The organism is Methylobacterium tarhaniae (assembly GCF_001043955.1).
Taxonomy (GTDB): Bacteria; Pseudomonadota; Alphaproteobacteria; order Rhizobiales; family Beijerinckiaceae; genus Methylobacterium; species Methylobacterium tarhaniae.
Genome location: NZ_LABZ01000267.1, coordinates 1 through 13,353 on the forward strand (window position 1 = coordinate 1; position 13,353 = coordinate 13,353).

Here is a 13,353-nt window from a genome sequence, read left to right on the forward strand (position 1 = left end):
TTCATGGCGGGCGGCGGCCGGACGACCCGGGTGCACGGGCCGTTCTGCTCGGACGACGAGGTCGAGCAGGTGGTGGCCCATCTCAAGCGCCAGGGCCGGCCCTCCTACCTCGACGCCGTCACGGCGGACGAGGAGGCCGAGGAGGCGGCCGCCGCCGCCGCGCAGGATACCCCGGTCATGGACCAGGGCAGCTTCGGCGATCCGACCGCCGACCTCTACGACCAGGCGGTGGCGGTGGTGCTGCGGGACAAGAAGGCATCGACGAGCTACATCCAGCGGCGGTTGCAGATCGGCTACAACCGGGCGGCCTCGCTGATGGAGCGGATGGAGCGCGAGGGCATCGTCGGCCCCGCCAACCATGCCGGCAAGCGCGAGATCCTGATCGAGCCCGCGCCCCAGCCCGGGGCGGAGGAGGCGTGAGCCGCCCCGCCGTCGCATATTCGCCACAGGGGACGGCTCTATGGCCGGACCGGCCTCTGCGGCACACCAGAATCCCGGGCAGGCGTGCCGACGCGGGCCTGCCCCTCCTTCGCCCACACGGAGAACCCTGCCGATGACCGGCCGTCCCCGCTCCGGCCCGCTCCGCGCGGTGTCCCTCGGCGCCGCTCTCTCGGTCGCCGCCCTCCTGAGCGCGGCGCCCGCCGAGGCGCAGGTGTCGTCGTTCCTCGACGGCCTGTTCGGCCGCAAGGATCCGGCGCCCGAGGCGCAGCCCGAGGCGGCCGCCCCGAGCCAGGCGGCCCCGGCCGGCCCCTCCACCGCCAGGGCGCCCCTGCCGCCGCGCCGGCCCAACTCCCTCGGCGGCGGCAAGGCCACGGCGCCCGAACCCGTCGAGACCGCCGCCGTCCCGGCCGCCGCCGAGGGGGGACGGCCGGCCCAGCAGGTCGCCGCCGTCACCACCGCGACGGCGGTCGATCCCGCCAACCCGGCGGCGGTGATCGAGCGGGCCAACGCCTACTTCAACAGCGTCACGACGCTCACCGGCAACTTCGTCCAGATCGGCGCCGACGGGCGCAAGATCGGCGGCAAGCTCACCCTCGCCAAGCCCGGCCGCCTGCGCTTCGACTACGACCAGCCCTCGACGCTGGAGGTGATCGCCGACGGGACCTCGGTGGCGGTGCGCGACCGCAAGCTGGCGACCCAGGATCTCTACTTCATCTCGCAGACGCCGCTGAAATTCCTGCTGCGCGACAAGATCGACCTCGCCCGCGACCTGACCGTCACCGACATCGCGGCCGAGCCCGGCGGCATCCGCATCGTGCTCGACGACCGCTCGACGCTGGGGGGCACCTCCCGCATCGCGCTCTACTTCGACGACGCGATGAAGAGCTTGAGCCAGTGGCGGATCACCGACCCGCAGGGCTACCAGACCACCGTGCTGCTCTCCAATCTCCAGCGCGGCCGCGCCGTCGACGGCATGCTGTTCGTCATCAATTACGGCCGCGCGGTCGACAAGGAGCTGGAAGCCAAGATGCAGCAGGCCCGCCCCAACTGATTTTTTGCGAGACCCCGACCGTTGCGCCTCACCGTCAGCACCTGGAACATCAACTCGGTCCGCCTGCGCATCGACCTCGTGCGCCGCTTCCTCGACGAGGCCAAGCCCGACGTGCTCTGCCTCCAGGAGACCAAGTGCCCGGACGACCGCTTCCCCTTGAAGGAACTGCAGGGCTTCGGCTACCCGCACGTCGTCTTCGCGGGGCAGAAGGGATATAACGGCGTCGCGATCCTCTCGCGCCTGCCGCTCGTCACCCGCGAGGTGATGAGCTTCTGCGAGCGCCAGGATGCGCGCCACATCTCGGCGGTGATCGGCCCCGAGGCCGGTGCCGCCGCCGGCATCGCGATCCACGACTTCTACGTGCCGGCCGGCGGCGACGTGCCGGACGCCAAGCTCAACGACAAGTTCGCCCACAAGCTCTCCTTCATGGACGAGCTGCGCGCCTGGGGCGGCCGGCGGCCGTCGGGCCCGGCGATCCTCGTCGGCGACCTCAACGTGGCGCCGCTGGAGCACGACGTCTGGTCGCACAAGCAGCTCCTCGACGTGGTGAGCCACACCCCGATCGAGACCGAGCGCCTGGAATCCCTGCGCGGCGAGGCCGGCTGGATCGACACGATGCGCCACCTGCGCCCGCCGCCGGAGAAGATCTACACCTGGTGGAGCTACCGTTCCCCCGACTGGGCGGCCGCCGACAAGGGCCGGCGCCTCGACCACATCTGGGTCACCCCGGACCTCGCCGACACCGTGAAGTCGGTGACGGTGGCGCGGCACACGCGGGCCTGGGAGAAGCCGTCGGACCATGTGCCGGTGACGGTGGAGCTGGAGCTGTAGAAGCTCGGCGCGAGAGCCGCCTCCATGTTGGTTCGACGTTGGTTCGACGTCGAACGGCGCGAGGCCACGAGGCGCGAAAGCGCACTCGGCGGCCTCTTGCCAACTGCTTATCGCCAACGGCTCATCGGTCCGCCTTCTCGCCCCTCACCTCCCGCTCGACATACCCCTTCGTCACCGGCACGATCTGCCCGAACACCGCTTCGGCCATGCGCTCCTCTTCCCGAAGCGACAGGCGCAGGGTCTCGATGTCCCGCTGGTGCCCGGCCTCCTCGGCGAGCGCGATCAGCGAGGTATAGGCGGCGATCTCGTAGGTCTCGACCGAGTAGTCGGTGTAGAGGTTCTTCAAGACCTCGTCGCCGGTCACGCTGTGGACGAGCGCCGCGACGTTGCCCACCGTCTGTGTCACCACATCCTTGAGGAGGGAGCTCTCCTCGCCGTGGCCGTGCAGCAGGTCGGAAAGGCGGGTGACCTGCTGGTCGGTCTCGCTCTTGTGCAGCCGCAGGGCCTGGGTCAGCTCCGGATAATGCTCGTAGCGCTCGATCTGGCGCTGGATCATCTGCGCGGCCTGCTTCTCCAGGGCATGGGTGTTGCGCAGGGCCGTGACGTAGATCGACTGCACGGTCTCGTTGGCAGCCGTGCCGGCCTTGCCCGCGGTCGCAATGGTGGTCATCGAGAAGCCTCTCGTGGCGTGTTGAATGGCGGGCAAACTGCTTGGGAGTATATTGGGTTCGACCTCGGCCGTTCTCGACGATGCTTCGAGCCCCCTCCTCCGGGCGTGACGAAACCGCGCGTCGCCCGAATCGCCCAGGGGGAGTGGCAAGGCCCGGCGGATCGTGTATAGGCTGCGCCACCCTCGCCCTCACACGGCGAGGTTTTTCGCCTTGGCAGACCGCGCTGGACGACATCCCGGCCCGGCCGAGCCCCGTGCGGAAGGCGGCCTCCTCAAGGGAGTCCGCGCACCTCGTGAACCCGTAACCCTGAAAGGACACGCGATGTCGATCACGGCGGAGCGCAAGACCGCGCTCATCAAGGAACATGCCCGCGGCGGTAGCGACACCGGCTCGCCGGAGGTGCAGGTCGCGATCCTCACCGAGCGGATCCAGAACCTCACCGGGCACTTCAAGACCCACACCAAGGACAACCACTCGCGCCGCGGCCTGCTCAAGCTGGTCTCGCAGCGCCGGTCGCTCCTCGACTACCTGAAGCGCAAGGACGAGGCGCGCTACCGCGCCCTCATCGAGCGCCTCGGCATCCGCCGCTAGGTTAAGTTTCACGCGGTTCGGGCACCGGTCCGGGCCGCGTTTTGCGAAGGAGCCATGGCTCCTTCGTCCCGGGTGGGCCGGAATGGGTCCGGCCGCCCCAGTCTCCGGGACCCGCACGACAGAACGCGGGCCGCGACCGCCAGGGCAGGATCGCCGGTGGCTCATCGTTGAGCCCCTCGCCGTCTTGCGCTGGCGCCGCCCTCCCGGACCGCAGGAAGGCATGACGAACATGTTCGACGTTCAACGCGAAGAGCTGCTGTGGGGCGGGCGCAAGCTCGTGCTCGAGACCGGCAAGGTCGCCCGCCAGGCCGACGGCGCCGTGGTCGCCACCTACGGCGAGACCTCGGTGCTCGCCACCGTGGTGTCGATGAAAGAGCCGAAGCCCGGCATCGACTTCCTGCCGCTCACGGTGAACTACCAGGAGCGCACCTACGCCGCCGGCCGCATCCCGGGCGGCTACTTCAAGCGCGAGGGCCGTCCCTCCGAGAAGGAGACCCTGGTCTCCCGCCTGATCGACCGGCCGATCCGCCCCCTCTTCGTCGAGGGCTGGCGCAACGACACCCAGGTCGTCGTCACCGTGCTCTCGCACGACCTCGAGACCGATCCCGACGTGCTCGCCATGGTGGCGGCCTCGGCGGCCCTGACCCTCTCGGGCGTGCCGTTCATGGGCCCGATCGGCGCCGCGCGCGTCGGCTATGTCGGCGGCCAGTACAAGCTCAACCCGCCCATCCAGGAGATGGAGGGCTCGACCCTCGACCTCGTCGTCGCCGGCACCCAGGACGCCGTGCTGATGGTCGAGTCCGAGGCCAAGGAGCTGCCCGAGGACGTGATGCTCGGGGCCGTGATGTTCGGCCACAAGCATTTCCAGCCGGTCATCGAGGCGATCATCCGCCTGGCCGAGAAGGCCGCCAAGGAGCCGCGCGACTTCCAGCCCGCGGATAACTCCGAGGTCGAGAAGGCCGTGCTCGAGGTCGGCGAGGCCGAGCTGCGCGAGGCCTACAAGAAGACCGTCAAGCAGGAGCGTTACGCCGCCGTCGACGCCGTGAAGGCGAAGGTGATGGCCGCCCTGGCGCCGCCCGAGGGCGAGGCCCGCTTCGAGGCCGAGAAGATCAAGGCCGCCTTCAAGGAGGCCCAGTCGAAGGTGGTCCGCTGGAACATCCTCGACACCGGCTCGCGCATCGACGGCCGCGACGTGAAGACCGTGCGTCCGATCGTGTCCGAGGTCGGCGTGCTGCCCCGCACCCACGGCTCGGCTCTGTTCACCCGCGGCGAGACCCAGGCGCTGGTGGTGGCGACCCTCGGCACCGGCGACGACGAACAGTTCATCGACGCGCTCGAGGGCACCTACAAGGAGACGTTCCTCCTTCACTACAACTTCCCGCCCTATTCGGTGGGCGAGACCGGCCGCATGGGCTCCCCGGGCCGCCGCGAGATCGGCCACGGCAAGCTCGCCTGGCGCGCCGTGCACCCGATGCTGCCGCCGGCCCACGAGTTCCCCTACACGATCCGCGTCGTGTCGGAGATCACCGAGTCGAACGGCTCGTCCTCGATGGCCTCGGTCTGCGGCGCCTCGCTGTCGCTGATGGATGCGGGCGTGCCCCTGCGCCGTCCGGTGGCCGGCATCGCCATGGGCCTCATCCTCGAGGGTGAGCGCTACGCGGTCCTGTCCGACATCCTCGGCGACGAGGACCATCTCGGCGACATGGACTTCAAGGTGGCCGGCACGGAGGAGGGCATCACCTCGCTCCAGATGGACATCAAGATCGCCGGCATCACCGAGGAGATCATGCGCGTCGCCCTCGCCCAGGCGAAGGACGGCCGCGCCACCATCCTCGGCGAGATGGCGAAGGCCCTCACCGCCGCCCGTCCCGAGCTCGGCGAGCACGCGCCGCGCATCGAGACGATGCAGATCCCGACCGACAAGATCCGCGAAGTGATCGGCACCGGCGGCAAGGTGATCCGCGAGATCGTCGAGAAGACCGGCGCCAAGATCGACATCCAGGATACCGGCATCATCAAGATCGCCTCGTCGGACGGCAAGGCGATCAAGGCGGCCTACAACTGGATCCGCTCGATCGTAGCCGAGGCCGAGGTCGGCATGATCTACGAGGGCACCGTCGTGAAGACGATGGAGTTCGGCGCCTTCGTCAACTTCTTCGGCGCCAAGGACGGCCTCGTCCACATCTCCGAGCTCGCCGCGCAGCGCGTCGCCAAGGTCACCGACGTGGTGAAGGAAGGCGACAAGGTGAAGGTGAAGTTCCTCGGCCAGGACGAGCGCGGCAAGATCCGCCTCTCGATGAAGGTCGTCGACCAGGCGACCGGCGAGGACCTCACCGAGAAGCTGAAGGCCCAGCGCGACGCCGACCGCACCCGCGAGAAGCAGTCCCGCGCCGGCGAGTGATCGCCTGCCGATCGGTGGAGGCCGGACCGGTCTCCACCGCATGACTCTGAAGCGCGGTCCCGCGGGACCGCGCTTTTTTGTGCCTGCCGCCGAAGGTGGCGCCATACCGTCCGGGCCATCGCTCATCAAGCCGACCGCGGAGGAGGTGCCGGCTCTGGCCCGCAGATCTTGGCGCAGGCGGGGCACAGCCGGTCGCCTCCGAGATCCTTGAGCCGGAAGCGGCGGATCAATCGGCGTCAGGCGCGGGCGCTCGCAGATCGGCTCGGTTTCCCCGCGCAGGCGTTCCTGGAGCAGTAAAGTCCGCTCTGGGCCCCCGTGTACCTTCCCGACCGGCCCCGCCTCCGCCAAGGTCTGTCGCGGGCGAGAGCCGATTCGCCCGCCCGGGGAGGCAGCGCATGAGCGACGATCTCGTCTTCTACACCCACCCGATGTCCCGCGGCCGCATCGTCCGCTGGATGCTGGAGGAGGTCGGGACGACCTACCGCACCGAGATCATGGGCTACGGCCCGGCGATGAAGGAGCCGGGTTACCGCGCCATCAACCCTCTCGCCAAGGTGCCGTCCCTGGTGCATCGCGGCGTCACCGTGACCGAGACGGCGGCGATCTGCGCCTACCTGGCCGATGCCTTCCCGGAAGCGGGCCTCGCCCCGGCTCCGGGGGATCCGGAGCGCGGCGCCTATTACCGCTGGCTGTTCTTCGGTGCCGGCCCGGTCGAGGCGGCGGTGACCAACAAGGCGCTCGGCGTCGAGGTGCCGGACGATCCGCGCATGCGCGCCATGGTCGGCTACGGCAGCCTGGCGGAGGTCCTGGATGCGCTGGAGGGCGCCGTCTCGGGCCGCGAATACCTCGCCGGCGGGCGCTTCTCGGCCGCCGACCTCTATGTCGGCTCGCACCTGATGTGGGGGATGCAGTTCGGCTCGATCGAGACGCGCCCGGCCTACGAGGCCTACGTGGCGCGCCTCGCCGACCGCCCGGCGGCTCTGCGGGCCCGGGACATCGACGACCGGCTGGTGGCGGAAGCGTCGCAAGGCTGAAGGCGGTCCGCTTCAGGGAACGTCCGGCTTCCGGCCGCGTTCGCACCGCGACGCAGCGGAATTCTTCCGCGACCGACCCTCGATGGAGACCCCATGGCCAGCGACCTGATCCACGACGTGTTCAGCGGCGAGCGCAACCTGACCACCAAGGAGCGGACCATCTCGGTCGTGCTCGGTCTCGGCCTCGCCGCCGCGGCGGCGCAGCCCCGGCCGAACAAGTTCCTGAGCCTCGCGGCCCTGGTCGCCGGCTCGCTCCTGGCGATCCGCGGCGCCACCGGCCATTGCGCGGCGAAGTCGCTGATGAGTGGCGGCTCCCACACCCCGGCGCGGATCTGACGGACCGGCGGGGCGCCCACGGCGCGCCCCGTCCTCCCGGTGACGATCCCATGCAAGGCAAAAAGGCCCGCGCCGGCATCCCGGCGCGGGCCTCGTCATGTCGGGAAAAGAGCCGGCGGGATCCCGCCGGCCCGGACCTCAGAGGGCCGTGGTGTGGCGGCGGCCCTGGATGAAGCCGTAGATCGCCAGCACGATCACGGCGCCGACGACCGAGGCGATCAGGCCCGCGCCCTCGTTCGGCGGGTACCAGCCGGTGATCTGGCCCAGGAACGTCGCCACGAAGGCACCGACGATGCCGAGCAGGGTGGTCATGATGAAGCCGCTCGGCTCGTTGGCCGAGCCGGGCATGATGAACTTGGCGATGACACCGGCGACGAAGCCGATGATGATGGTCCACAGGATCGCAAGCATTGGGGTCTGCCCTTCGGCTCCGCTTCGATGCAGGGCAAACGCACGAGATCCGGCCGTGGTTGCGCCGAACGTCACGCGTCGGAACCCCGCACGCGACGCGGGCCCTTTACGCGCCCCCGGCTTCGACGGCACAAGGCGCCGGAGCGCCATTCAGAGCCTCCGTTCAGAGCCCCCAGGAGTTCCCGATGACCATCACGCGTTTCGAGACCGGCACCCGGATGAGCCAGGCGGTGGTGCATAACGGCACCGTCTACCTGGCCGGCCAGGTCGCGGACCACGTCTCGAACAATGAGGGCGTCGAGGCGCAGACCAAGGACATCCTGGCCCAGATCGACGCGCTGCTGGCCAGCGTCGGCAGCGACAAGACCCGGCTGCTCTCGGCCACGATCTACCTCGCCGACATGTCGACCTTCGCCGAGATGAACCGGGCCTGGGACGGCTGGGTCGCCGCCGGCCATGCCCCGGCCCGCGCCACCGTCGAGGCGAAGCTCGCGGGCCCGCAATACCGGGTCGAGATCTCGGTCATCGCCGCGACCGGAGCCTGAGCATGAAGCCGCTCCGGCGCAGTCTCCTGGGGGCCGCGGCCTGCCTCCTCGCCCTCGCGGCGGTGCCTGCCGGCACCGCGTCGGCCGCGCCGGAGCGGGTCGTCAACATCTACAACTGGTCGGATTACGTCGATCCCAAGATGCTCGACGCCTTCACGCGCGAGACGGGCATCAAGGTCGTCTACGACACCTACGACACCAACGAGATCCTCGAGACCAAGCTGCTCGCCGGCCGCTCGGGCTACGACATCGTCGTCCCGACGGGCCCCTTCCTGCAGCGCCTGATTAAGGCCGGGGCCTTCCAGCCCCTCGACAAGGCCAAGCTGCCGAACCTCAAACACGCCTGGCCCGAGGTGACGGCGCGGCTCGCGGCCTACGACCCGGGCAACGTCTACGCCGTCGACTACATGTGGGGCACCACCGGGATCGGGGTGAACACCGCGCTCGTGCGCGAGCGCCTCGGCCCCAACCAGCCGCTCAACACCTGGGACATCGTCCTGCGCCCGGAGCTGGTCGCCAAGCTCAAGGATTGCGGCGTCACGATGGTGGACTCGCCCGACGACATCGTTCCGAGCGTCCTCCAGGCGTTGGGTCTGAAGCCGGATTCGCGCCGCATCGACGACCTCGACAAGGCGGGCGACGCGCTCTTCCGCATCCGCGGCGCGGTGCAGAAGTTCCATTCCTCCGAGTACATCAACCAGCTCGCCAACGGCGACGTCTGCCTCTCGGTCGGCTATTCGGGCGACGTGCTGCAGGCGCGCCGGCGCGCCCGCGAGGCCAAGAACGACGTCGACATCGCCTACTACATCCCGCAGCAGGGCGCCCTGATGTGGCTCGACGCCTTCGCGATCCCCAAGGATGCGCCCCACGCCGCGGAGGCCCACGCCTTCATCGACTTCATGATGCGGCCCGAGGTGGCGGCGGCCAACACCAACTTCGTCTCCTATGCCAGCGGCAACCTGGCGGCGAAGGCCCTGGTCAAGCCCGAGATCCTGTCCGATCCCGGCATCTATCCGGACGAGGCCACCTTCCGCCGGCTGTTCACCAGCACGGCTTACGACGACCGCACCCAGCGGGTGCTGACCCGGCTCTGGACCCGCGTGCGCACCGGGCGCTGAGGCCGAAGGGCCGGCACTCCCCTGCCGGCTGGTCTGCTGCCGGGGGGTGGATGGCGATCCGGACGGCGGTTCCCCGAGCGCCGCGAGCGCCTGGACGAGGCCGTTCGCATGAGGCCGGCCCATCCCTTCCCGGGACGGGCCGGCTGGCCGGGTCTCAGTCCTTCAGGTCGTCCGGCACCTTGCCGCCGTTCTCCTCGAGCTTCTTGATGACCTGCTTGTGCAGCCACATGTTCATCGTGGCCGAATCCTCGGTGTCGCCGCTGTAGTTCAGCTCCTTGGCGAGCTCCTTGCGGGCCGACAGGCTGCTGTCGAGGTGGAGCAGCTTCATCAGGTCGACGATCGAGGTGCGCCAGTTGAGCGGCTGGCCGGCCTTTGAGGCGAGGTCGTTGAGCACCGCCTCGACATCGACCTTGCCGTCGACCTTGGGCACGCTGCCGCCGGAGGCCGCGCCCGACCCGCCGGACGAAGCGCCGCCGGTGGTGGAGGTTTCGCCGGGCGTCTGGGCCTGGGCCTCGCCGCCGCCGAAGGGGTGCAGGATCTTGCTGACGATCGTCCCGAGCAGGCTCATCGTGTCATCCTCCGTCAGGGGCTTCGTGTGGGGCCCGCGAGCGTGCGGCCGCGGGGGAATGGAGGGCGCACCGGCCCTGCGGCATTGCCGGCACGGTAACGAACGGCTCCGCTCGCCGTTCCGGGCAGCTGCGCGCATCCTGTCGCTTCACGGGCCGGCTGGATGGGGTAAGGACGTGCGCCGGCCCCGAACGGGCCGATGAGGCGCGAGGACCGTGGAAGAGGCATGACAGGGGATCCGATCCGCCGGGCGCTCGACGACGTCTGGTACTGCGTCGGCGAGAGCCGCAGCGTCCGGCCCGGGGGGATGCGGTCGTTCAGCCTCGGCGAGGAGGCCGTCGTGGTCGGGCGCGAGGAATCGGGGGCGCTGTTCGCGCTGCGCGATCGCTGCCCCCATCGCGGCATGGCGCTCTCGGCCGGCCGCATCGTCGAGGGCAACCTCGTCTGCCCGTTCCACGGCTGGCAGTTCCGGCCCGACGGCGTCTGCGCGGCGATCCCGGCGCTTGCCCGCCGGGACGACGCCAACTTCGCCTCGGTCCGCCTCGTCCGCTTCGCGGTGGCGGAGAAGTCCGGCCTGATCTGGGTCCATGCCAGCGCGAATCCGGCCAGCGCGAATCCGGACGCGGCGCCGCCGATCCCGGAGGTCGATTTCGACTATTGCGGCCAACTGGTCGAGATCCTGGAGGTCGAGGCCTCGTTCGACCTCGTGGCGCTGAGCTTCGTCGATCCCGCCCACGTCGCCTACGTGCACGATTCCTGGTGGTGGCGCCCGTCGAAGACGATGAAGGAGAAGGTGAAGCACTTCGCGCCCTCGCCCTTCGGCTTCACCATGACGAGCCACACCGCGAAGACCGCCTCCCTCGCCTACCGCCTGCTCGGCTCGATCCCGGAGGTCGAGATCGAGTTCCGGCTGCCGGGCGTGCGGCTCGAACGGATCACCGCCGGCGAGAAGCGCCTGGCGAACTACACCTTCGCGTCGCCGCTGGCGAACGGGCGCACCGCGCTCATCAACGCGATGTACTGGAACATCTCAGGCCTCAACCTGCTCAAGCCGGTCGCCCGGCCGCTGATGCGCCAGTTCCTCGGCCAGGACCGCGACGTGCTGCAGATCGCCCAGCGCGGCCTCGACCGGAAGCCCGCGATGGTGCTGATGGGCGAGAGCGACGTGCAATCGCAATGGTACTTCAGCCTCAAGCGCGAGTTCCTGCGCGCCCGCGAGGCCGGCGCCGCGTTCGTCAATCCTCTCGAGCCGCGGGAGCTGCGCTGGCGCAGCTGAATCCGGTCCCGGAATTCCGTCCTACTTGGCGGTGCTAACGCAGAATCTGCGTGGACGTGCATCTGGGCGCTATCGCGACCCGCTCCGCTCAGCCTATTCAGGCTGATTCGCTGCCCCGGAGATTCGGATGTCCGAGGACATCTTCCGCATTATCTACAAGAGCAAGGCCGCGCATCCCGCGGAGGTGATGCTGGGTCATGGCCACATCGCGACCCTGCTGGCGACGGCCCGGCGGCGCAACCAGGCGGCCGCGGTCTCCGGCGTTCTGGTCTATACCGGCCTCGGCTTCTTCCAGGTGCTGGAAGGGCCGCGGGCCGGCGTCCAGCCGATCTTCGAATCGATCCTGGTCGACCGGCGCCACCACACCCTGTCGGTGATCGAGATGGACTTCGTGGCCGAGCGCCGCTTCGCTGGCTGGAGCATGGGCTTCCTCGGCACCACGCGGGATCTCGACGACCGGCTCAACAACGGCACCGGCCTCGGCACAGCGGGCCACCCGGAGGCCCAGCACCAGCTCCTGCGCCGGACCCTGCTGCTCCTCGTCGACAGTCCGATCAGCATGCCGTGGCTCGGTGCGCACGGGGCGCTCGACGATGGGCTCGGGCCCGCCCTCGCGCGGCGGTCCTGAAGGCCCGGTCCGGCGGTCATCCCGCCGCTGCCAGGACCGCCACCGCCACCGCCGGGCCGCAGGTCGACGCGAAGGCGGCAGCCTCGGGGGTGAGGCGCGGCGCGATCAGGTCGGACAAGTCCTCGGCCGGACGCCCGAGGCGCGCGGCGAGGCGCGCGGCCACGAAGCGGCCGGCGCCGCAGATCACGATCGGCGCCGCGTCGGACAGGTCGCCGCGGGACAGGATGAGGCCGGCGGCGTCGTGCAGCAGGCGCAGCTGCGCCTCGGCGAAGAAGCCGGCGAGCCGCGCCCAGTCGTCCCCCGAGCCTTCGTGCCGGTCGCGGCCGATCATCCGGGCGAGGCGGATCTCGGTCTCGGGGATCGACTTGCCCTTGAGGTCGGCGGTGTCCTGCTGGTCCTCCGCCTCCGGCAGCTGACTGAGCAGGCGGTAGGCATCGGCCGTGGTGGCGAAGCACTCGGCCATCAGCGCCGTGCGCCGGCCGCGGAAGGGCGCGGTCCGGGACAGGGCGAGGAGCGGCGTGCGCACCACCCCGGTATAGACCAGCTCCCCCGTCTCGAGCCGCTCGGCATCGCTGTAGCCGATGGCGCGAGGCTGGCCGTCCCGGACCGGGATCAGGTCGGCGGTGGTCGAGCCGACATCGACGAGAAGCGCATCCGGCCGCAGGGTGCCGACCAGGGCGGCGGTGGCATGCCAGTTGGCGCTGGCGACGTCGGGCGCGTGAGGTGCCGCCGCCTCGGGCGCGACGAGACCGGCCCGCCCGGCATAGATCGCCACCTCGCCGGCGAGGTTCCTGGCTGCCCAGCCGGCGAGCTGCGCCACGCCGTCGGCGCGGTCGGCGAAGCAGTCGGTCAGCTCGCCCGTCATCGTGACGGCGTGGCGGGCGGGTTCGTGGGCCCAGGCCGGCAGGGCGGCAAAGGTGGCGTCGAGGGCCGGCAATCCGTTCCAGAGCGGGCACGGCGCCTGCACCACCGTCCGCACGCGGCCCTCCTCGACCAGTGCCGCCTTGACATGGATCCCGCCGAGGTCCCAGCCGATGACGCGACGGAGCGAGGCGGAGGGATGGAAATGGGTCACGGTCAGGTCTCACGTGAGGCAGGTGGGGGCGGGGTGGCATGAGCGGCCCCGGCTCCGCAACCCGGACCGAGGTGGTGCCGGTCCTCGATCTGCGCGGTGGCGTCGTGGTGCGAGCCCGGGCCGGCGACCGCGCGCGCTACGCGCCGATCGTCACCCCGCTCAGCCCCGGCCCCGCCCCCGCCGACGTGGCGCGCGGCCTCCTCTCGGCCTGGCCGGCGCGCCGGCTCTACGTCGCCGACCTCGACGCGATCATGGACGGGGCGCCGCCCGACCTCGGCGCCCTTCGGGCGATCGCGGCGTCCTGCCCGGGGGTGGAGCTATGGGTCGATGCGGGCTTTGCCACCGAGGACGGCGTCGCGGCCTTCCTGGCGGCGGGC

The 13,353-nt window shown here is 70.4% G+C and carries 16 protein-coding genes; 12 read left to right on the forward strand and 4 right to left on the reverse strand.

The window, feature by feature from the left end; all coding sequences use genetic code 11:
- From VQ03_RS28180 to xth, 3 genes are all read left to right on the forward strand, one after another.
- On the forward strand, positions 1 to 420 hold a 420-nt coding region (locus VQ03_RS28180; protein WP_048454235.1), incomplete at its 5' end, for a DNA translocase FtsK.
- 133 nt (positions 421 to 553) lie between these two features.
- Positions 554 to 1,492 (forward strand): outer-membrane lipoprotein carrier protein LolA, encoded by a 939-nt coding sequence (locus VQ03_RS28185; RefSeq protein WP_048454236.1) that lies wholly within the window; start codon positions 554 to 556, stop codon positions 1,490 to 1,492.
- Between the two features lie 21 nt (positions 1,493 to 1,513).
- Positions 1,514 to 2,323, forward strand: a complete 810-nt coding sequence (xth, locus tag VQ03_RS28190) for an exodeoxyribonuclease III (protein WP_048454237.1) — start codon at positions 1,514 to 1,516, stop codon at positions 2,321 to 2,323.
- 121 nt (positions 2,324 to 2,444) lie between these two features.
- On the opposite strand, the gene VQ03_RS28195 is transcribed toward xth, so the two are convergent.
- On the reverse strand, positions 2,445 to 2,993 hold the full coding sequence (locus VQ03_RS28195; RefSeq protein ID WP_048454238.1) for a ferritin-like domain-containing protein: 549 nt from the start codon (positions 2,991 to 2,993) through the stop codon (positions 2,445 to 2,447).
- Positions 2,994 to 3,315: 322 nt separating this feature from the next.
- Here VQ03_RS28195 and rpsO point away from each other — a divergent pair, with 322 nt between their 5' ends.
- The 4 genes from rpsO (at position 3,316) to VQ03_RS28215 (ending at position 7,356) form a co-directional block, all read left to right on the forward strand.
- A complete protein-coding gene (gene rpsO, locus VQ03_RS28200) occupies positions 3,316 to 3,585 on the forward strand; it encodes a 30S ribosomal protein S15 (protein WP_048444669.1) in 270 nt (89 codons plus the stop codon).
- Positions 3,586 to 3,814: 229 nt separating this feature from the next.
- Positions 3,815 to 5,986: a polyribonucleotide nucleotidyltransferase gene (pnp, locus tag VQ03_RS28205; RefSeq protein WP_048454248.1), complete on the forward strand. Its 2,172-nt coding sequence runs from the start codon at positions 3,815 to 3,817 to the stop codon at positions 5,984 to 5,986.
- A gap of 395 nt (positions 5,987 to 6,381) precedes the next feature.
- Positions 6,382 to 7,020: a glutathione S-transferase family protein gene (locus VQ03_RS28210; protein ID WP_048454239.1), complete on the forward strand. Its 639-nt coding sequence runs from the start codon at positions 6,382 to 6,384 to the stop codon at positions 7,018 to 7,020.
- A gap of 93 nt (positions 7,021 to 7,113) precedes the next feature.
- On the forward strand, positions 7,114 to 7,356 hold the full coding sequence (locus VQ03_RS28215) for a YgaP-like transmembrane domain (protein WP_048454240.1): 243 nt from the start codon (positions 7,114 to 7,116) through the stop codon (positions 7,354 to 7,356).
- Between the two features lie 138 nt (positions 7,357 to 7,494).
- On the opposite strand, the gene VQ03_RS28220 is transcribed toward VQ03_RS28215, so the two are convergent.
- Positions 7,495 to 7,767, reverse strand: a complete 273-nt coding sequence (locus VQ03_RS28220) for a GlsB/YeaQ/YmgE family stress response membrane protein (RefSeq protein ID WP_048454241.1) — start codon at positions 7,765 to 7,767, stop codon at positions 7,495 to 7,497.
- Between the two features lie 185 nt (positions 7,768 to 7,952).
- Here VQ03_RS28220 and VQ03_RS28225 point away from each other — a divergent pair, with 185 nt between their 5' ends.
- Positions 7,953 to 8,312 carry a RidA family protein gene (locus VQ03_RS28225; RefSeq protein ID WP_048454242.1) on the forward strand — a complete coding sequence of 120 codons (360 nt, stop codon included), beginning with the start codon at positions 7,953 to 7,955 and terminating at the stop codon, positions 8,310 to 8,312.
- 2 nt (positions 8,313 to 8,314) lie between these two features.
- The gene (locus tag VQ03_RS28230) at positions 8,315 to 9,430 is read left to right on the forward strand and encodes a polyamine ABC transporter substrate-binding protein (protein WP_048454243.1); all 1,116 of its coding nucleotides are present in this window, start codon (positions 8,315 to 8,317) and stop codon (positions 9,428 to 9,430) included.
- 154 nt (positions 9,431 to 9,584) lie between these two features.
- Here the strand turns inward: VQ03_RS28230 and VQ03_RS28235 are convergent, their stop codons facing one another.
- Positions 9,585 to 9,998 (reverse strand): DUF3597 domain-containing protein, encoded by a 414-nt coding sequence (locus VQ03_RS28235; protein ID WP_048454244.1) that lies wholly within the window; start codon positions 9,996 to 9,998, stop codon positions 9,585 to 9,587.
- Between the two features lie 225 nt (positions 9,999 to 10,223).
- On the opposite strand from VQ03_RS28235, the gene VQ03_RS28240 reads away from it, so the two are divergent.
- Together VQ03_RS28240 and VQ03_RS28245 are read left to right on the forward strand one after the other, a co-directional pair.
- Positions 10,224 to 11,273 (forward strand): aromatic ring-hydroxylating oxygenase subunit alpha, encoded by a 1,050-nt coding sequence (locus VQ03_RS28240; protein ID WP_083468274.1) that lies wholly within the window; start codon positions 10,224 to 10,226, stop codon positions 11,271 to 11,273.
- 127 nt (positions 11,274 to 11,400) lie between these two features.
- Positions 11,401 to 11,901, forward strand: a complete 501-nt coding sequence (locus VQ03_RS28245; RefSeq protein WP_053078771.1) for a BLUF domain-containing protein — start codon at positions 11,401 to 11,403, stop codon at positions 11,899 to 11,901.
- Positions 11,902 to 11,917: 16 nt separating this feature from the next.
- Here VQ03_RS28245 and VQ03_RS28250 read toward each other — a convergent pair whose 3' ends face one another.
- Positions 11,918 to 12,976, reverse strand: coding sequence for a hydantoinase/oxoprolinase family protein (locus VQ03_RS28250; RefSeq protein WP_048454246.1), 1,059 nt, complete (start codon positions 12,974 to 12,976; stop codon positions 11,918 to 11,920).
- Positions 12,977 to 13,014: 38 nt separating this feature from the next.
- On the opposite strand from VQ03_RS28250, the gene VQ03_RS28255 reads away from it, so the two are divergent.
- The coding region (locus VQ03_RS28255; RefSeq protein ID WP_048454247.1) for a HisA/HisF-related TIM barrel protein at positions 13,015 to 13,353 on the forward strand (339 nt) is incomplete at its 3' end.

Excerpts from the sequence above, each read along its gene's own strand:
- VQ03_RS28185 (WP_048454236.1), top strand. The coding sequence starts at position 554 with ATGACCGGCCGTCCCCGCTCCGGCCCGCTCCGCGCGGTGTCCCTCGGC.
- VQ03_RS28195 (WP_048454238.1), bottom strand. The coding sequence starts at position 2,993 with ATGACCACCATTGCGACCGCGGGCAAGGCCGGCACGGCTGCCAACGAG.
- rpsO (WP_048444669.1), top strand. The coding sequence starts at position 3,316 with ATGTCGATCACGGCGGAGCGCAAGACCGCGCTCATCAAGGAACATGCC.
- pnp (WP_048454248.1), top strand. The coding sequence starts at position 3,815 with ATGTTCGACGTTCAACGCGAAGAGCTGCTGTGGGGCGGGCGCAAGCTC.
- VQ03_RS28210 (WP_048454239.1), top strand. The coding sequence starts at position 6,382 with ATGAGCGACGATCTCGTCTTCTACACCCACCCGATGTCCCGCGGCCGC.
- VQ03_RS28215 (WP_048454240.1), top strand. The coding sequence starts at position 7,114 with ATGGCCAGCGACCTGATCCACGACGTGTTCAGCGGCGAGCGCAACCTG.
- VQ03_RS28220 (WP_048454241.1), bottom strand. The coding sequence starts at position 7,767 with ATGCTTGCGATCCTGTGGACCATCATCATCGGCTTCGTCGCCGGTGTC.
- VQ03_RS28225 (WP_048454242.1), top strand. The coding sequence starts at position 7,953 with ATGACCATCACGCGTTTCGAGACCGGCACCCGGATGAGCCAGGCGGTG.
- VQ03_RS28230 (WP_048454243.1), top strand. The coding sequence starts at position 8,315 with ATGAAGCCGCTCCGGCGCAGTCTCCTGGGGGCCGCGGCCTGCCTCCTC.
- VQ03_RS28235 (WP_048454244.1), bottom strand. The coding sequence starts at position 9,998 with ATGAGCCTGCTCGGGACGATCGTCAGCAAGATCCTGCACCCCTTCGGC.
- VQ03_RS28240 (WP_083468274.1), top strand. The coding sequence starts at position 10,224 with ATGACAGGGGATCCGATCCGCCGGGCGCTCGACGACGTCTGGTACTGC.
- VQ03_RS28245 (WP_053078771.1), top strand. The coding sequence starts at position 11,401 with ATGTCCGAGGACATCTTCCGCATTATCTACAAGAGCAAGGCCGCGCAT.